Source organism: Candidatus Paracaedibacter symbiosus (assembly GCF_000757605.1).
Lineage (GTDB): Bacteria > Pseudomonadota > Alphaproteobacteria > Paracaedibacterales > Paracaedibacteraceae > Paracaedibacter_A > Paracaedibacter_A symbiosus.
In genome coordinates, this window is sequence record NZ_JQAK01000001.1 from 243424 (window position 1) to 260595 (window position 17172).

The 17172-nt window shown below is 40.8% G+C and carries 19 protein-coding genes and 1 tRNA gene; 11 read left to right on the plus strand and 9 right to left on the minus strand.

Annotation, left to right across the window (positions count from 1 at the left end):
• Positions 1-47: 47 nt before the first annotated feature.
• The gene (trhO, locus tag IG80_RS0101200; protein ID WP_032112252.1) at positions 48-950 is read left to right on the plus strand and encodes an oxygen-dependent tRNA uridine(34) hydroxylase TrhO; all 903 of its coding nucleotides are present in this window, start codon (positions 48-50) and stop codon (positions 948-950) included.
• Positions 951-1449: 499 nt separating this feature from the next.
• Positions 1450-2361 (plus strand): hypothetical protein, encoded by a 912-nt coding sequence (locus IG80_RS0101210; protein ID WP_032112254.1) that lies wholly within the window; start codon positions 1450-1452, stop codon positions 2359-2361.
• A gap of 229 nt (positions 2362-2590) precedes the next feature.
• Here the strand turns inward: IG80_RS0101210 and IG80_RS0101215 are convergent, their stop codons facing one another.
• The 3 genes from IG80_RS0101215 to IG80_RS0101225 form a co-directional block, all read right to left on the minus strand.
• Entirely contained in the window at positions 2591-2890 is a 300-nt protein-coding gene (locus IG80_RS0101215; protein WP_032112255.1) for an ETC complex I subunit, read from the minus strand.
• Between the two features lie 24 nt (positions 2891-2914).
• Positions 2915-2991: transfer RNA gene (locus tag IG80_RS0101220), tRNA-Pro, on the minus strand.
• 88 nt (positions 2992-3079) lie between these two features.
• Entirely contained in the window at positions 3080-4192 is a 1113-nt protein-coding gene (locus IG80_RS0101225) for a ribonuclease D (RefSeq protein WP_032112256.1), read from the minus strand.
• 337 nt (positions 4193-4529) lie between these two features.
• On the opposite strand from IG80_RS0101225, the gene rpmI reads away from it, so the two are divergent.
• Together rpmI and rplT are read left to right on the plus strand one after the other, a co-directional pair.
• On the plus strand, positions 4530-4727 hold the full coding sequence (gene rpmI / locus IG80_RS0101230; RefSeq protein WP_032112257.1) for a 50S ribosomal protein L35: 198 nt from the start codon (positions 4530-4532) through the stop codon (positions 4725-4727).
• Positions 4728-4742: 15 nt separating this feature from the next.
• Positions 4743-5114, plus strand: coding sequence for a 50S ribosomal protein L20 (rplT, locus tag IG80_RS0101235; RefSeq protein ID WP_032112258.1), 372 nt, complete (start codon positions 4743-4745; stop codon positions 5112-5114).
• A gap of 189 nt (positions 5115-5303) precedes the next feature.
• On the opposite strand, the gene IG80_RS0101240 is transcribed toward rplT, so the two are convergent.
• The 3 genes from IG80_RS0101240 to IG80_RS0101250 form a co-directional block, all read right to left on the minus strand.
• Positions 5304-7076, minus strand: coding sequence for an aminopeptidase P family protein (locus tag IG80_RS0101240; protein WP_032112259.1), 1773 nt, complete (start codon positions 7074-7076; stop codon positions 5304-5306).
• A 75-nt stretch (positions 7077-7151) separates the two neighbouring features.
• On the minus strand, positions 7152-8024 hold the full coding sequence (locus tag IG80_RS0101245) for a 50S ribosomal protein L11 methyltransferase (RefSeq protein ID WP_052045839.1): 873 nt from the start codon (positions 8022-8024) through the stop codon (positions 7152-7154).
• A 124-nt stretch (positions 8025-8148) separates the two neighbouring features.
• Positions 8149-9474 (minus strand): M23 family metallopeptidase, encoded by a 1326-nt coding sequence (locus IG80_RS0101250; RefSeq protein WP_156961988.1) that lies wholly within the window; start codon positions 9472-9474, stop codon positions 8149-8151.
• A gap of 86 nt (positions 9475-9560) precedes the next feature.
• On the opposite strand from IG80_RS0101250, the gene IG80_RS15465 reads away from it, so the two are divergent.
• Entirely contained in the window at positions 9561-9740 is a 180-nt protein-coding gene (locus tag IG80_RS15465; protein WP_198027061.1) for a hypothetical protein, read from the plus strand.
• A 214-nt stretch (positions 9741-9954) separates the two neighbouring features.
• Here the strand turns inward: IG80_RS15465 and IG80_RS0101265 are convergent, their stop codons facing one another.
• The gene (locus tag IG80_RS0101265) at positions 9955-11703 is read right to left on the minus strand and encodes an inverse autotransporter beta domain-containing protein (protein ID WP_032112262.1); all 1749 of its coding nucleotides are present in this window, start codon (positions 11701-11703) and stop codon (positions 9955-9957) included.
• Positions 11704-11974: 271 nt separating this feature from the next.
• On the opposite strand from IG80_RS0101265, the gene rpoZ reads away from it, so the two are divergent.
• The 5 genes from rpoZ to IG80_RS0101285 all read left to right on the plus strand — a co-directional run bounded on the left by rpoZ (position 11975) and on the right by IG80_RS0101285 (position 14291).
• Positions 11975-12385, plus strand: a complete 411-nt coding sequence (gene rpoZ, locus IG80_RS0101270; protein WP_032112263.1) for a DNA-directed RNA polymerase subunit omega — start codon at positions 11975-11977, stop codon at positions 12383-12385.
• Positions 12386-12473: 88 nt separating this feature from the next.
• The gene (locus tag IG80_RS15470) at positions 12474-12623 is read left to right on the plus strand and encodes a hypothetical protein (protein ID WP_198027062.1); all 150 of its coding nucleotides are present in this window, start codon (positions 12474-12476) and stop codon (positions 12621-12623) included.
• 279 nt (positions 12624-12902) lie between these two features.
• Positions 12903-13142 (plus strand): hypothetical protein, encoded by a 240-nt coding sequence (locus IG80_RS16065; protein ID WP_032112264.1) that lies wholly within the window; start codon positions 12903-12905, stop codon positions 13140-13142.
• On the plus strand, positions 13058-13981 hold the full coding sequence (locus IG80_RS0101280) for a serine hydrolase domain-containing protein (RefSeq protein ID WP_232224354.1): 924 nt from the start codon (positions 13058-13060) through the stop codon (positions 13979-13981). Before IG80_RS16065 ends, IG80_RS0101280 begins: the two co-directional genes overlap by 85 nt.
• A gap of 4 nt (positions 13982-13985) precedes the next feature.
• On the plus strand, positions 13986-14291 hold the full coding sequence (locus tag IG80_RS0101285) for a YciI family protein (RefSeq protein ID WP_032112266.1): 306 nt from the start codon (positions 13986-13988) through the stop codon (positions 14289-14291).
• A gap of 51 nt (positions 14292-14342) precedes the next feature.
• On the opposite strand, the gene IG80_RS0101290 is transcribed toward IG80_RS0101285, so the two are convergent.
• The gene (locus IG80_RS0101290; RefSeq protein ID WP_032112267.1) at positions 14343-15413 is read right to left on the minus strand and encodes an adenosine kinase; all 1071 of its coding nucleotides are present in this window, start codon (positions 15411-15413) and stop codon (positions 14343-14345) included.
• A 184-nt stretch (positions 15414-15597) separates the two neighbouring features.
• On the opposite strand from IG80_RS0101290, the gene IG80_RS0101295 reads away from it, so the two are divergent.
• A complete protein-coding gene (locus IG80_RS0101295; protein WP_156961989.1) occupies positions 15598-16050 on the plus strand; it encodes a hypothetical protein in 453 nt (150 codons plus the stop codon).
• A 223-nt stretch (positions 16051-16273) separates the two neighbouring features.
• Here IG80_RS0101295 and IG80_RS0101300 read toward each other — a convergent pair whose 3' ends face one another.
• Positions 16274-16753 (minus strand): SixA phosphatase family protein, encoded by a 480-nt coding sequence (locus IG80_RS0101300; RefSeq protein WP_052045843.1) that lies wholly within the window; start codon positions 16751-16753, stop codon positions 16274-16276.
• Positions 16754-17172 lie beyond the last annotated feature (419 nt).

Below are 17172 nucleotides of genomic sequence, written 5' to 3' on the forward strand. Positions count from 1 at the left end.
TCCTTCAATGGTAGGTAGAATTAAAGTTATTTAACTAAAGAAATATCATGATTACTGTTGCAGCACTCTATAAATTCGCCCCTCTTCCTCAAGTGAAGAATATTCAACAACCCCTGAAAGATCTTTGTGAAGCAGGGGGTGTTATGGGAACACTTCTTCTTGCTGAAGAAGGGATTAACGGCACAATCGCCGGACCGCGTGCCGGTATTGATGCTGTCAAGAACTTCATTCTGTCTATCCCTGGGTTAGAAGATATGGAGTATAAAGAATCCCATGCTGAAAAAATGCCTTTCTACCGCCTCAAAGTGCGCCTGAAAAAGGAAATTGTTACACTGGGCGTGCCCGGTGTCAGCCCCCTTAAAAATGTGGGAACTTATGTAGAGCCGCAAGATTGGAACGATCTGATTAGTAGAGAGGATATCGTTGTGTTGGATACTCGCAACGACTATGAAGTCATGATGGGTACATTTAAGCGTGCAGTTGACCCAAACACTAAGACTTTCCGTGCCTTTCCTGAATTCGTGGCAGAAAACCTTGACCCGGCCAAGCATAAAAAAATTGCCATGTTTTGCACCGGGGGCATACGCTGCGAAAAAGCTTCGTCTTATATGCTGGACCAAGGCTTTGAAGAAGTTTATCATCTTAAAGGCGGTATTCTTAAGTATTTGGAAGACGTAAAAGCCGAAGAAAGTCTTTGGGAGGGCGAATGCTTTGTTTTTGACGAACGGGTTGGCATTAAACATCAACTGGAACTTGGCAGTTTTGAGCTTTGTCGTTCTTGCCGCCATCCTCTTACACAAGAGGACAAAGAGTCTGCTAAATTCACAGCAGGCATCACCTGCCCTCATTGTTTTGACAGTATACCAGAAAAAACCAAAAATCGCGCCGCTGAGCGACAAAAACAAATCCTCCTTGCCAAAGCAAAAGGCCAAAAACATATTGGTCGGTAGTTTTGCTTAAATATTAGGGGTCGTGTTGCGGCGCCCCAAAAAATGTTCAATCTGAAATGTGCTGCTCTCTAAGACCCAGAATATCCTTGTGTTTGAGATAGTTATTAAATTTCTAAGTGAGTTTATGGATTGCCCCCAGATACATACACAAAATAGGTTTGGAACAATTTTTTCACATCCTTCTTTTTTCAATGTCTCAATCTGTAAATCTAAAGTTTGTTCCAAGACTGAGACGCATGTATAACCAATTTTCATCATATGAAGTGTAATATTAGTAGCGGTTTTTCTAGATATTGTGTTGCCCTGCAAGTACAATCATACTCGTCATAAATTATTTCAAAGCATTGTAATCGCTTTTTATATTACACACTTCCAGATAATTTTTTTCTGTTTTTTATACCTACATTTTTATTTACGCAATAAATTCGACAGTATCAGCCTACTAACTTGAATTCCCTTTTGATAATGCATATATGCTTCTTAACAAGGAGAAACAATTGTGAAAAAAATCTTAGCTTCAATAGTATGTTTTGGGTACGTTTTTGCTATGAATAGCCCCTCGTTATCCTTCGATAGTCTATCTACCGAATGGTACGAGGGGTTAAAGATCCGTTGTGTTACTACCCATGAAGATGACCCATACCCCGCAGTTTTATGTACAGATGCATCCTTTACGCAACATCTACAAGATCTTGATCTCAGCAAAGAAGAAAGTATTGATGTTCAAAACTTACCGAAGATAAACTACACACCTCTCCCCCTATCCTACAACAATGAGCCTTTATTTAATCTTTCAAAGTGGTTGGTCTTTGACGCATCGGAGGGTGGTGTATTTTCTAATCAGATTGATGATCATATTCTTTCTACATACTATTTGAATTATTGTGTGGGAGTCGCTATTTGGTCTTCCCAGGCAACAGTTTTTGCTCATCTAGCTGTTAAGGATACAGACAATGATGACACGATGCTTTCGCTTATCCAGAACATCCCCCCACACGAACGAGGAATAGCAAAAGTAGCCTTAGTAAGCGGTTGTTATTCAAAAAATTTCTCTAAAGCTTACAAATTCTTGCGAAATTCTGGTTTTAAAAACATCGCTGCCGATGTAATGCCCTATATTTATAGATACGATCTGCCAGAAGGCCAAGAAGTTTACGATTATGTTAAGGCAAGTAGCTTAAATACTTTTTTGCCAGCCTACAAACATGTCGATCCGATGGTTTTAGAGAATGATGCCCAGCAATACTTCCCCATTCCCGGTTCAAGAGTTTTAATTGTTAACGCTAAAACGGGAGAACTTTACTCTTTAAAAGATGCACCTCAAAAGCATTTGGAAACACTTATACTTGAATACTGGGAATCTAAATATAATTTACGGGCGCATTTTCGTGGTCAATGTGTCAAGCTTTAAGCTTTAGAGTAGGCGGATAGATCTTGCTGAAGTAAAAACCGCTTCATATTGAAGGAGCTAGGCCTTCTAAGGCTGTTAGGGGTCTGCTGCAATGCGGCCCCCTATTAAGGAGCTCCTCTAAAAAAGAGGAAAATTTTGAAAGACAGGCATTAAGAGCTAAGGAATGCTTGTTAACTACCATCAAGAAGTTTTATATAAGGTTAGAAAGGTGTGCTGAAATTACTATATTTTACCCTAATGGCCGGTCATGGCGAAAATTATCAGCATAGGCTTTGCGCTGCACGCGGGGTGTCTGTTGGAGGTCAACAATTACTGCTAAGCCATGGTGTTGCGCATAATCAATGGCTGTTTTAAGCGTTTTAAACTTTAAATTGATTTGCTCTAAGGTTGAATGAGAACCTGTCCATCCCATAACTGGATCTGCATATTTGGCATCACAGGCATTAAACTGTAAAACCCAATAGCCAGTCTTGGCTTTGCCAGATTGCATAGATGTTTTGGAAGGACTGAAGATGCGAGCATATGACACTACTATTACTCATCTTTTTCGAAATGGTCGGGAAGAGAGGATTCGAACCTCCGACATCCTGCTCCCAAAGCAGGCGCGCTACCAGGCTGCGCTACTTCCCGACTGGAATATATTTACTTTATGCCATATTTTTACAAGATTTGCCAACAACAATTTTTACTCTTTGCTCATATTTCTTCCATTTTTAGATTAGTTTGTTGTTTTATATAATTTTAATATTCCTTGGGCTTCAGCACCAAAGACCTCGTAGCGCCAACCACGAGTAAAAGGCACTTCATAATCTGAAACAAAGTCCTTTATAGCTTCATCATTGGCGAGAAGGCGCTCTGACACCTGCAGCTTAACAGCGATTTGCTGCCGTAATTGTGCAATCTTCTCAAAAGCTTCCAGCAAATAAGGTGGGCGACGTGGGGGATGCTTAAGCCTTGGATATGTATGGGGGCTACGGCTTTTAAAGGCAAGTAACAGGGCCCAAATTTCTTCTAAATAATCAACATCAATGCCTGGCACCTGATCTGCTAATTCCAAAATGTTTTCTGAATTAAGATTAATAATTTTGACCAAAGCATCATCATTTATGACTCGGGCACGATTATAATTTAACTCTCGCGCTTTTTCTTCACGCCAGCGACATAACTCTTGTAATAATGCCCGCTTTGATGCCTTCATTTTATGATGCGTACGAATGCGATGCCATAACTCATCCACATTAGGCATATAGGTTCTGGAGGAAAAGAGATGCTCTTGTTCATAATGCAACCACCCCCAACGCCCGAGCTCCCCAAGCTTAGCTTCAAGCGCATGATAAAGCTTTTGAATCACCTGCACGTCAACAGTTGCATAGGCTAATTGTTTGGGAGATAACGGACGTGACATCCAATTTGTATGTTGCTGAGTTTTAATAACCTCAACTCTCAAAAGTTCATAGGCCAGCTTAGCCAAACCCATCCCCTCAGAAAAACCACATAAATAGGCTGCAATCTGGCAATCAAAGATGGCATTTGGAATAATGTCTAATTCGTGTAAAAATATTTCGACATCCTGTCGGCAGGCATGAAAGACCTTTAGGATAGAACTGTGCAGGAGCAAATCTTTAAAAGCGTCAAAATCTTTCTCCCGGTCAAGACTTGTCACATCCACTATGTAAACATCTTCAGGGATAGCTATTTGCAATAATGACCATTGAGGCCAGTAGGTTTTTTCGCGGACAAATTCTGTATCAACAGCAATAAAACCGTGGGTTCCGTGCGCCAAACGCTGGCAGAGTTTGTTAAATTCTGATGCTGTTGTTATTATTGTCACTTTTTAACCACCCCACTTGTCTGTCTCACTTACATTAACCAATCCGAAAGCACCTAGGCTTCATATGCAGACTTTAACAAATTACCTTAGTTATTACAGTAAATATTATATTATAATCGCGATTTCTTTAATATTATTCTAATCTTATCTCTTCGTGTCCTTAAAGATCTTCTTCCAAAATTTTGACTTGTTTTACGTCATCTGATTGTCTATAAATAGTGAGTTATACTTGTTTTCTAAGTATAAAGTCGGTGGCCCGGCGTTGTCTTTGACAGAAAAGTCAAAAGACAGGGCATGCCTATCCACCTTGATCAAACTTAATGAATAGAGAGTAAAAATGCCCAAGCTAAAAACAAAAAGCAGTGCGAAAAAGCGTTTTCGTATTACTGGTTCCGGTAAGGTTAAAATGGGCCAAGCCGGCAAACGCCATGGTATGCGTAAGCGTAGCAATAAATTCGTTCGCGATGCGCGTGGGATGATCATTATGGATCATTGCGATGCTAAAAAAGTTTTGACATATTACTTCCACGTCTAATCAGGAGAATTTAAAATGGCCCGTGTAAAAAGAGGTGTGACAGCACACGCTCGCCATAAAAAAGTATTAAAAATGGCGAAAGGGTACCGTGGACGCTCAAGTACATGTTTCCGCCCTGCTATTCAACGTGTTGAAAAAGCTTTGCAATATGCTTACCGCGACCGTCGCAACAAGAAACGTGAATTCCGCGCTTTGTGGATTCAACGTATCAATGCAGCAGTACGTGAATGCGGTATGACCTATTCCCGTTTCATGAACGGTATTGCAAAAGCCGGTATTACGCTTGATCGTAAAGCTTTAGCTGTTTTAGCTATGCACAACCCCGAATCCATTAAAGCTCTTGTTGCACAAGCACAAGATGCCTTGGGTAATGCGGCTGCTGCATAAGCTATGAGTTTCTTTTGTATTTGTTTAAGATTAAGCTTACGATAAGTATGAAAAAAGTCAGTTGCAAGAACAAAAAACCGGCTTTTTAGCCGGTTTTTTGTTATATAGGTCCTCTTCAAAGTTTTTAAGACCGCGCAGGTCTGGCAAAATCAGCTAAAAACACGTAACTCGAGACTGGTTTTCCTATCCCTAAATCGGCTCTGTCACCTCAATTAACCAAGAAGCTGTTTCTGGCTCAAGCTGGGGTAAGAGAAGATCGCGAATTTTTTGATGATAAGCATTGAGCCATTCTCGCTCCGCCGCTGTCAACCACTCCCTAACCAGCAGACGGACATCAATTGGCGCGAGTGTAAGCGTTTGCGTTTCAAAGCAATAAAAAGGTCGATCCGTTTCAAGATCCGATTTCGTCACCAGAATAAGATTTTCGACGCGAATACCATAGTTATCGGCCTTATAGTAGCCAGGCTCGTTCGATAAAACCATCCCCACCTGCAAGGCAATCCCTGATCCTGTTTTACTAATTCGCTGCGGCCCCTCATGCACATTCAGAAAACACCCGACCCCATGCCCCGTCCCGTGATCAAAATCAGCACCCACTTCCCATAGCGGTTGCCGCGCCAAAATATCTAGTTGCCTCCCACTTGTCCCTTTTGGGAAATGGATCACTGCAAGCGCAATATGTCCTTTCAAAACACGCGTGAAATAATGACGGTGTTCCTCAGTCGGGGCACCAATAGCAATGGTACGGGTGATATCGGTTGTACCTTCCAAATACTGCGCCCCCGAATCAAGCAACAACAGTGACCCATCTTGAATCAACTTATTGGTTTTAGTTTCTGGGCGGTAATGAACAATAGCGCCATTGCTGCCAAACCCGGCAATTGTTGGGAAACTTGGACCGCGATAAGTTGAGTCCATCTGGCGAAATTCTTCTAATCGCTCCACAATATCTAATTCAGTAAGTGGCTCCGTGTTATTGGCTAACCAATAAAGAAATCGCGTAACAGCAAGCCCATCTTTTAGATGCGCCTGGCGCATGCCATTTTGCTCAACTAGGTTTTTACAGGCTTTGGGAAGTTGCAATAAATCGTCTCCCAGCATCAGTTTATCATTTGAAAATTTATTCGCAATAAACACAGGAGTTGAAGCCGCATGAATCAATAATTTTCGCTTCTCCTGCTTATTTAAAAAGGATAAAAGATTTTTTTCATGGATAATCTCTACCTGATCACCCAAAGCCTCCCCTACCGTATCAGGGATTTTAACCGGATCAATTATCAGTGTAACAACCCCTTCAGAATCAATAAACCCCAAAGCATCTACAAGAGGGGTGTAAGGAAAATCGCTCCCTCGGATATTCAAAAGCCAGCATAACGCATCGGGAGAACTAATATAGGTTAAATTTGCCCCTGACTTTCTTAAAGCAGTGGCTATATCTGCTCGCTTTAAATCGCTGTTTTTACCAGTAAACTTATCCTCGAGCAAAAAAACAGGATTGAGAGGCCGGTTCGGTCGATCAACCCATAATTGGTCAATAGGATTGTGGTCAAGCGAATGAAACACCCATCCTAATTGGTCAGATTTTTTCAGCCATTGCGTCTGCTCTTGCACTGTATGCAACCAAGGATCAAAGGCAATGCGTGCACCTTTTAAGAGTTTTTCCTCTAGATAGGCAAATGGCTGCATATCAGTGGTGTGGATGATTTTTACTGCGGCAGGCACCTGCTGCTTTGCCTGGAGGGTGTAACGCCCATCAACGAACAACACCACCTCATCTGGCATAACAATTGCGATCCCAGCAGAACCAGTAAAACCAGTAAGCCAGGCTAATCTTTCATCGGCGGGAACAACATATTCGCCTTGATAGCGATCCACGCGAGGTACAAAAAATGCCTGACAGTCAATCTCATCTTTCACATAGTTCTGAAGTAACCTTATCCGATTCAAAAAATGATCAACCATAAACCCTCTCTTTTCTTAGAGAATATCTTGCACAGCACTCTCTTGACAAGGAGAAGAATTGTATTAAACATTTTTCTATTTTATAAGGCTAAGCGTTGCCCAATCCCCCACATTTTTAACACTTACTAATGTTGCTCCCGCCACTTCATAAGCCGCGGCAACTTCGTCAATTTGGCGAGTCAGAAGCCCGGACAAGACAATTCGCCCTCCTTTTATTGTATTAGCAACCATCTGAGGTGCCATATCACACAAAGGCCCAGCAAGAATATTAGCAACAATCAGGTCAAAGGGACCATATTTTTGAACAACATCGCCCTCAAAACCTTCATTACATAAAGTATGCATTAGCTGCTCACATTTATTTGTCGCTGCATTTTGGGCGGCGACACGCACCGATTCTGGATCGTTATCGACAGCTAAAACAGGCATCTGCCATAACTTAGTAACTGCCATAGCGAGAACACCCGATCCACAGCCCATATCGAGGGGGTTCTTGACCTGAATTCCTGCGTCCATAAAATCGCAAAGTGTCTCAAGGCAGCCAGTCGTTGTTTGATGCTCTCCTGATCCAAAAGCGGTTGCTGCATTAATCTCCATACCGATCAACCCTTCGGGAATCTCCCCTTTTGCATGGCTACCGTAAATATAAAAACGAGCAATTTCTAGGGGTGGGAAATTTTTCCAAGTTTGTTCTAACCAATCTGCATCTGGGAGTTTTTCCACATGAAGATGAGGCGAAGGTACCTTGTGCTGGGCGGCTGCTTCACTAATAAGCTGCTGCAAGAATGCCATCTCAGGCTCTTTCCGTACAGTGGCTTCCACCATCCAAATCTCAGGATTTGTCGTTTCAAACCACCCAACAGATAGAACATGTTCTTCAATTGCGTCAGCAAAAATTTCAATATTTTCCAAGGTTGCAGAACAGGTTAAACGCCAGAAAAAAGACATTTATTTTATATTCCTTTTATAAAATTTTTTGAGAAGTATAACGTGAGTTTCAGTTAAGAGAAAGGTTTAAAACAAAAAAAGAGGAGCCCTCCCCTCTTTCTCAATTATTTCCTTAGAACAATATCTACCCCGCAAGCGGTACTTTCCTCAGAGCAAGTTCGGCAAAGTTATCACTGATTGCATAATTATCAAACACAGCCTTAACTGCGTGGAACTTAGCCAATTCTTTACCAGTCAACTTAGTGGAAGGCAGCTGTTTAATTGATTGCGGATTCACATGGCGGCCTTTGTGGATAACTTCATAATGAAGGTGCGCGCCAGTCGACCTGCCAGTTGATCCCACAGCCCCAATCACTTGGCGTTGGCGCACTTTTGTTCCTGGCTTTACGTGAATCTTGCTCAAATGCGCATAAGCTGTGCAGTAGTCAGCGCTGTGACGCACCAGAATATAGTTACCATAGGCGCCGTTCCAGCCAGATTTTAAGACAACTCCCTCACCAGCAGACATCACTGGTGTCCCAGTGGGTGCGCCAAAATCTACTCCTTTATGCATTTTGGAATAACCTAACATCGGATGGTTTCTCACTCCAAACTTTGAGGTTACCCGCATTCTTGTGGGGTCAAGCGGCGTTTGAAGTAATGATTTTATAACACTTTCACCCTGAGCATTAAAATAACCAGTTGATCCTGCCGCTGTTTGAAAAGCATAAACCTTGCGCCAGTTACCCTTGGGAGCAAACGCAGCAAACTTGAGTTCACCTACTTTAATAACGTTGCCTTCTGGATCTTGGAAGACATCAAATAAAATCTGAAATTCATCACCTGATTGAGGATCATGCTGCCAGTTAATATCATAACTAAGCGCAGCAATTGCTTCTTTCACAATTTGAGCGGGCACCCCTTTTTTCAAAGCTGCAGAGTAAAAGCTCGAATTAATCTTTCCAACAACTTTCTGCTGCACTCTGGTCAGCTGTACCTCAAACTTTTCGGCAGAAAATTCTCCATCTTTATAACTCAGAGCAATCTCATTGCCAGTCGAGGTTTTAAAATTAACCGATACCAAAGTGACACCTGTCGTCTCATCGCCTGGCTTATAGACTACATGTAGTTCTTGACCAACTTTAAGTGCTTTTGGATTGTATACTTTTCTTAAAGCATTTACTGCCAAGTGTGCCCGATCTTTCGTCATTCCGATGGAATTGAGAACGGACATCACCGTGTCTCCCTTGCCAATAACAAGGGTTGATTGCTTTTCGATGGGGTACTGGGTTACGGCGCTCGCAACGATTTGATCGGCCTTTTCTTCAGGAACCACCACATTTGTTGACTCATGCTCAATAATAACAGGGGCCATTCCCTGGCGGTCTGTCATAAGGCTATGAAGCGTAATACTTATAGCGAGAACAAAACAAGACAAGCTAACAATTCGTGAGCGCGAAACCTGAAACAACAACACCTCCCAGAACAATATATTTTAAAAAAATAAGAAGAGTTAAAACTTTATTAATAAACTTAGATTGCCAAGGTGTGATTTTAATGTCAACACTTAAAGAAAAGAATTTATTTTGTAGTTTTATGTTGACTATATTCAAAAAACATGAAGATACAGATACGGAGCGTCCTTGCGAGGAACAACGTGACGTGGCAATTTCTGTGAGATATAATAAAAGTGTTGCCACAGAACCTTACGAGTTTTCCATAATGGTAACCAGTTAATTATTTGATTTTACTATTATAAATACTGACATTACCCCCAACCTGGGGATCTTATAACTTAAGATTTACTCCCCTTCTTTTTTTATCCGGGTTCTTCTTCATCATCAATGGCATCGGATTCCTCGGTATCACGGCCGTCCAAATTCTGAGGAAAAAATTAATACTGCCTCCTCTTGCTACAACTTCAGCCCATTCTATCAGCCTCTTTCTCGCCTCATTCTTCTTGCAGGGTACCACTATCGCTCCCCCAATCACTAGAAGAGGATAATTCGTTCTCAGATATACTCTCAGCTATCGAACCCCGTCTTGCTACCACTCTCCTTCTAAAAAATTCCCATATGTCGCCCCCTGCCCGCTCTGCATCAGCTGCACTTCGATCATCTTCAGAAAGAATGTTTTCAGTTTGTTGCTGCGGTGGTGGTGGCGGGGAAGGCTCTCTATTAATATTGGCATTATCTGGTGGGATGGGCGAGACAAATTGGTTGTTGTTATAAGTAGGGCTGCTAGGGGAGTAATTATCATTATCCACCAGCCAGCTATCAGTTAGTGAATTGCTCATTTGACTTCCACTTAAATCTTTAAATTCCTCTGTTATTTTTCTAAACATCGCGGCGTGTGCTTCCTGTTGAGGTGTATCCTCAAAGATTTGCTGTGTCCTCATCCCCTCCCTATATCTCTTCTGGTCTTCAGAAACATTTGTCAGTGGTCTCCTTTCTCGGATCTGATTGAGCAATGCATCGCGTAATTCAATAGGCGCAACTGGTCGTGGCATCAATTCTCTTTCAGAAGCTGGTTTTAATGGTACTCCTTTATGAAGTTCTTTATGAATTTTATCCCAAGATAATACCCCCCGCGTTCCTCCCGGCGGTAGTGGTGGTGGCGGTGGTGGAAGTGGTGCCCCTACTCCAGGCACTGGCGGTGGTGGCGGTGGTGGTGGAAGTGGTGCCCTTACTCCTGACGATACAAGATGTTCTTCTGGTTTATGTAAAACTATATGGCGGCCAAGATGTTTGGTGCTTGTGACAATATCAAGATCCCGCCTCGGTAACTCGGTCATTCTTTTTTCTAAAGAAGTTAACTCTCTTTTTTTACTTACCTCACCCAATGGAATGGTAAGCTGAACCCCAATAAAACCAACATTTTTACGTACTTTATCTCGGCTCCCTTCTAACTGAAAGGAAACATACTCGTTAAGACGAAAATTAGCCCGAAGACGAAAACCATTAATAGTCGGTGCTTCTGCTTTTCCTTGGAAGTGGTAATAAGCCCCATACATCCTAAGAGGCTCAAATCCAAGTATGGAACGTCCTATTTCCAGGTCAAATCCCTTTAGAGGAACTTCTCGAAATCTATCCGCGTACGTATAACAATCAACAACATGATATAAATCTGCACCTCGGGATTGTGGTCGCGATCTTTCAACAACCGTTTGATGATTCTTGTCCCTCTCTTTAGTGGTATGTCGAGGATAATAAAAGTTTGCTCGATAGTCCCATGTTTCACTCATTGCTTCAAAGCCAAGACTCAGCTGATTCACAATATTCTTGAATTCCGTAGAGCGACAATCATAAAAAGCATAAATCCCTAGGATAAATTGGTTGTTAGCGGTAATCCAACGCTTTCCAATTCCAAAATTTCCTTCCTTTGACGAATTTGTATACGCAGCAAAACGAAGATCTAGGTATAAAAGGTCTGTATCGCTCTGGATAAGCGGAGAAAATAAAGCTATCTGCCCTAGATGACGTTGATTGCCATATTTCCCACCCAACCGAACTGCTGAACGCCATTTCTTATCATGAAGGAGATCTCGCTTTTTTTGCTCTTTGGTATTAGGATTGGTATGTTTTTCTTTGAGCTCAGAATTTTTTGCAAAAACCTCTGATAGAGTTAAGGTGGACGCAGCTACCATCAGAAGAAGTAGCATTTTAAAATGACTCGCCTGAAGTTTCTTATTATAGTCCAAATCACTTCCCCTTAATTTTAGGTTTTTTATTTTTAATTATTTTTTATTTTTAAATGTTTTTAAATGTTTTGAATTAACTGTTAACGATATAAAAAATAAGTAAGAAGGAAAGACGTATTTTCTCAATAGGAAAATTTAGGTTTTTTTAATGTTTTTAATGATTTATTTGCGCGAGTTGAAAATAAGTTTTTATACTAAGATCGCTATATGTTGACGTTTAACCAAATTTGCTTTACTTATATACTCAAATAAACTTAAGGAAATCACAATTATGGCCCGCGTTACAGTTGAAGATTGTGTAGAAATTGTCCCAAATCGTTTTGAGCTCGTTCTTCTTGCTGCAAGAAGGGCGCGTGAACTTTCTTCCGGTGCTGCCCTTACTATCAGCAAAGACAATGACAAAAATCCTGTCGTCGCCTTGCGTGAAATTGCGGAGCAAACAGTTTCCTCCAATCACTTACGAGATAGTGTTGTGCGCTCTATGCAACGTATTGTCTTCCGTGATGAAGCGGATGAAGATCTAGAAAATGAGTTCCTAGATGCATTGTCAAATACCGTCATTAATATGAATGAAGAGGATGACGAGGATGAAAATGATGTTGTTTCCTCCCAGCTTTTGCAAGCTGAGGCAGAATCACATCTGGGAATTCTTGAAGATAATAACGACACTGATGACAATTAAGTCCTGATGATTGACTCATAGAAAAATGGCGGAAATCAGAAATGATTTTCGTCTTTCTTACATTCAAAATACTTGAAAAAGTAGAATTATGGCCAGAAGATTTGGGTCGAATTTTATTTTGGTGCGTCGCTCCTCATCGGCTTTTAATCTGATCAAGGCAACGATTATTTTGAGGATATGTAAATCAGCTCAAAAAAGGGCTGGTTGTCGACTAAATGTAGTGAATCCAAAAATTTGAGGTGATTTTTTCGCTTGGGCAACAAAGTTGGTTGGCTCTCCCTGAGGAAGCCAAGCAGAAAAGGAGCCCAAAGTAGGGATGATAAAAATTCCAAATATCAATCGGATTCACTATACTATCCTTCCACTGCCATGGTTCCCAGCCGCTCCCCAAGCATAACAGTTAGAGAGTCCTTTGATTTTTTCCTCTATAAAACCTCTTTCAAAACCACAACTACTATAGGGTCCAATTAGGGAGTCGTCTCATGCGCCTGTTAATTAATTTATTTGTGATGTTTTTTTGATTGCTAGCCAATGCCTGGGCACAACACCCAAAACCATCCGCAAAGGTACAATTTCTAAGATTGACCAATTTATTCAACAGCAACTCCACCAACAAAAAGTGGTAGGCTGTGCGATTGCTATTGTAGAACAGGGAAAAGTTGTTTTTATCAAATCTTACGGTGTTTTGAAAAAGGGAAAAAAGCGCCTGTCACAAACAGCACCCTCTTTCAACTGGGATCCATTTCAAAACCAGTGACAGCAACATTGGTAGCACGCCTCGTTAAGTTACAACGCCTTCACCTTGAAATGTCAGCAACAAATTTTTTCCCTGCTATGCCTAATCAAGCAACCCTACGCCACATCTTAAGTCACTCAACAGGTTATAGACGCACTTTGTGGAACCAAAAAATTGAGGCAGGAATCCCACGGATCATTCTCTTACAAGAACTGGCACAAGGAGAAAAAACAGCGCCCGGCCTCACTTTTGACTATCATAATCTTGCCTTCAGTCTGGTGGAAGATGCCATCGCCAATATTGAAAAGACTCCTTTCGCAGAGGTGATGAAAACAGCCCTTCTCACGCCGCTTGGTATGACCAATACAACTATTGGCAATGGTGATTTTGCTCACATGGCAAACTTTGCCTGGCCACATCAAAAGAATGACAAACAGGTTATTTATCCTTCTAAAACTTATTCTTGTAACTATCACAAATCGGTTTGTGCGTCCGGCGGCATTAATTCAACTGTCAAAGATATGGCTATATTTTTGAGTTTGCAATTAGGTAATTTCCCCGATTTTTTAAGTACCGAAGATCTCTCGATGTTTCACGCCCCTCAGATAGAGACAATGGATGCTTTAAAATGGCTACGTATAAATTCAAAAGAATCAATTAAATCCTATTACGGTCTAGGGTGGCGCAGTCTTGATTATGGGCAAGAGCACATTGTTTTTCATGGCGGTTGGCTGAAGGGATTCACCAACTTTTTAGCCTTTATTCCGTCTCAGAAAATCGGTATCGTTGTACTCAATAATTCAGAAGGAAATTTTGCCCAAAAAGTTGCCTTCACCTTTTTTGATTTGATAAAGGAATAGCTCAATGAGCAAAAACATATTTGTCGTAGTTCTACGCTACATAGCTGGCATTGAGAAAATTGATGCGGCACGACCGGCCCATATTGATTTTTTAAAAAAATATTATGCTGAAGGTGTCTTTTTCTCCTCTGGCCGGCAAACCCCTGGTAGTGGTGGTGTTATTTTGGCCCACGCGAATAACCGGGAAACCTTGATGACCATTTTACACCACGACCCCTTTTATACTGAAAGACTTGCTGAATATCAGGTTTTTGAGTTCACCCCCATCAATTCTTCTAAAAGCTTTTCTGAGTTTATGGAGCAATTATAGTGAGTTAAGGTGGCAATCTCTTTGTTCTCTATTCGAGAGATTGCCCCTCCCTCATTCCCTACTACTCAAAATATATCTCATATCACCATCTGGTCTGGCGCCAACTTTAGTAATAATATATCCTGCCATTTCGCTGGCGAGTTTGCTGCAATCTTGAATATCGTATCCGTGGATCATACCATAAAGGAATCCAGCGGCAAACATGTCTCCCGCCCCTGTCGTATCAACTATTTGCTTAACATTTTTTGGGGGACTATGGAGGACCACCTCTGGAGTAATAATCAATGCACCATGTTCAGCATTAGTTAAAATTGCAATAATTCCGCTTTGTTGGAGGGTTTGAATGATTGTTTCCATGCTCTCCTGATTATACAAAGCCTGATATTCTGAAAGATTACCGAAAACAATATCAACTTCTTTGAGAAAATCCACCAACTGGTCACGATGCATTTTAACAACACTGGCATTGGCTAAACCAAAAGCAGTTATCATCTTGTTTTTCCGGGCCCTAGCATAGGCTTTTTGGAGCATATTAGAGGTTACCCCCTGATCCCAAACATAGGCATCGCTGAACAAAATTTTGTGATTATTGAGAAGATTTTGGTCAACATCCTTATGCGTAATAGGAACTGAGACACCAAGATAGGAGAGAATTGTCCGCTCACCATCAGGGGTAATTAACAGAATGACAAGAGCTGTTCCCTTATCTGCTGCCGCATTGCGGACTAAACAGTTAGATTTAACCTTTGCCTCATGCATATCCTTGACAAAAGAATGACCAAAATCATCATCAGCGATAATCCCAATAAATGTGGTTTTTCCTCCCAAGCTAGAAACACCCGCAAGAGTATTGGCCGAAGCCCCACCGGCATGCTTTTTAGAAATGTCGGGTAGATTTTGTAATATTAATCTTAATTCTGGCGTTTCGATCCGTTTATATCCACCCTTTGAAATTCCAAGCGGGGCGATAATCTCGCGCAATTTTTGATCATCAAGCTGGACATATATATCATATACAGCTTGATTAATGGCAATAATATCTGCTGGAGATTCTGCATAAGTCACCTTGAAGATTTGTATAAATATTAGCAAAAGAAAAGCAAAAGCGCTGCTTCTTTTCATTTAAATCACCTTAATATTAATGGAGAGAGCCAAACTATTTTTAGTTAAATTTTTATGGTTTTAACCTGTTCTTGCAAAGAGATAAAGAACTTTTTAATAATTTTATTAAAAATTAACATTGATTTGTGTCTTAAATCTGAAATAATAAAAAATGAGATGAAAATAAAATTGCTTATAAAAAGAGATGATGAAACTTTCCTGGATTCTTACTGCTATTTGTCTTCAGACTCTCACTCCTTGCATTGCTTCAGATTTTAAGGAGGATTACCCCGCTAGATCTTTTCAATCCACGGCTGTCTATTATAGCTATTACTGTCCTTTTGATCCGCAGAATATCCACGACAAAGTTACCTATTATGATGAAATTTTAGCCTCACCAGAATTTTCACACCTTCCGCTCCTCCAACAAGCAGCTTCAATCTATGTTATCGCGGGCATGATGCCAAAAAGCTGGCAGGTGCGCGCTAGGATTATCGAGCATCCGAATGCAACAAGGGGAGATTGTCAAAATTTTCTCTTGTCTCTTCCTTCTGCCGACGACAAATTGCAAGGAAACAATAACCCTCGAGAGCTTTACAAAAATCAAATCAAAAAGGCCACCGATAAAATAAAAGAATTAAAGAATCAGAAGGTATAGTGGATCCAATTGATATTGAGAACTTCTATCATCCCCCATCTTTGGGCTCCCTTTCCCGCTTGGTCTCCGCAGGGAGAGCCAACTCGCTTTGTCGGCCAAGCGAAAAAATCACCTCAAATTTGAGTGCTATAATATTCCCCCACACCAATTAGATTCACTATATATTAATCTAGTTGGAAAATTGAGATTTTCTAAGCTGGTTTACTCTGTTTACCCCCCAGCATCACTTTGTTAGACGAATGAATTGGAGATCTCCAAAGCGTAAGGTGCGCCATGTGTCGCTTTTAACAGTGTATTCTGCAATATTTGCCGTACGCATTGTTTTTTCCATAAAGATCGAGTCAGAGTCGCACACACGATACATGAAATCTGTGACACCTGAATTGTGACCAATAACGAGAACATTCTTAAATTTATCGTCTACCAAGCTAATTTCTTCAAGAATTGTATTGGAGGAGGCGTGATAAAGAGCATCAATATAGCTAACCAAGACACGATCAGGCAAGATATCAGCAATCCCCTCCAAAGTTTGTCTGGTCCGAGTAGAACTAGAGCATAAAACCATGTCAACTCCATTGAAAAGGGTCGTTCCTTTTAATTTTAAATGTTTAAGTTCCTTCCAACCCTCCTTTGATAAAGAGCGGATTTTATCGTCAGAACCTGACATCGTATCTGCATGACGCAAGATAAATAATTTTCTCATTCCAATACCTTTTTATACTTATTTCTTAATTATTTTTTTTAATATAATCAAAACACCTGAAAAGGCGTGATGAGATCCGGTAAATTTGTAGTCAATTTTAGTTGGGCAAGACACAAAAAAAGGCGATTCCTTAAGGAATCCCTGGGGAAAAGTGAGCCCAAAGATGCAATACTACTATTCTACTTTTCAGGTATTTTTAGTATACTATAATATATATACTTTAGCTGATCCTTACTAAGAGAAAGTTAAAGAAATATTGATGCATCAATGGAACTACTTCCTAACCACGCGAGACCCATAACCATAATCTTAATAAATCTTTCTCAATTTGCACTATTTTTTAACTTTTTCTGGCCTACACTCATACTAAAGATAATTTATCTAATATTTTAAAAATTGATAATTGGATGCTGGCGAGA

Excerpts from the sequence above, each read along its gene's own strand:
- IG80_RS0101285 (WP_032112266.1), top strand. The coding sequence starts at position 13,986 with ATGAGCAAAAACATATTTGTCGTAGTTCTACGCTACATAGCTGGCATT.
- IG80_RS0101300 (WP_052045843.1), bottom strand. The coding sequence starts at position 16,753 with ATGAGAAAATTATTTATCTTGCGTCATGCAGATACGATGTCAGGTTCT.
- IG80_RS15465 (WP_198027061.1), top strand. The coding sequence starts at position 9,561 with ATGTCAACACTTAAAGAAAAGAATTTATTTTGTAGTTTTATGTTGACT.
- IG80_RS0101295 (WP_156961989.1), top strand. The coding sequence starts at position 15,598 with ATGATGAAACTTTCCTGGATTCTTACTGCTATTTGTCTTCAGACTCTC.
- IG80_RS0101240 (WP_032112259.1), bottom strand. The coding sequence starts at position 7,076 with ATGGTTGATCATTTTTTGAATCGGATAAGGTTACTTCAGAACTATGTG.
- IG80_RS0101290 (WP_032112267.1), bottom strand. The coding sequence starts at position 15,413 with ATGAAAAGAAGCAGCGCTTTTGCTTTTCTTTTGCTAATATTTATACAA.
- IG80_RS0101245 (WP_052045839.1), bottom strand. The coding sequence starts at position 8,024 with ATGTCTTTTTTCTGGCGTTTAACCTGTTCTGCAACCTTGGAAAATATT.
- rpmI (WP_032112257.1), top strand. The coding sequence starts at position 4,530 with ATGCCCAAGCTAAAAACAAAAAGCAGTGCGAAAAAGCGTTTTCGTATT.
- rpoZ (WP_032112263.1), top strand. The coding sequence starts at position 11,975 with ATGGCCCGCGTTACAGTTGAAGATTGTGTAGAAATTGTCCCAAATCGT.
- trhO (WP_032112252.1), top strand. The coding sequence starts at position 48 with ATGATTACTGTTGCAGCACTCTATAAATTCGCCCCTCTTCCTCAAGTG.
- IG80_RS15470 (WP_198027062.1), top strand. The coding sequence starts at position 12,474 with ATGGCCAGAAGATTTGGGTCGAATTTTATTTTGGTGCGTCGCTCCTCA.
- rplT (WP_032112258.1), top strand. The coding sequence starts at position 4,743 with ATGGCCCGTGTAAAAAGAGGTGTGACAGCACACGCTCGCCATAAAAAA.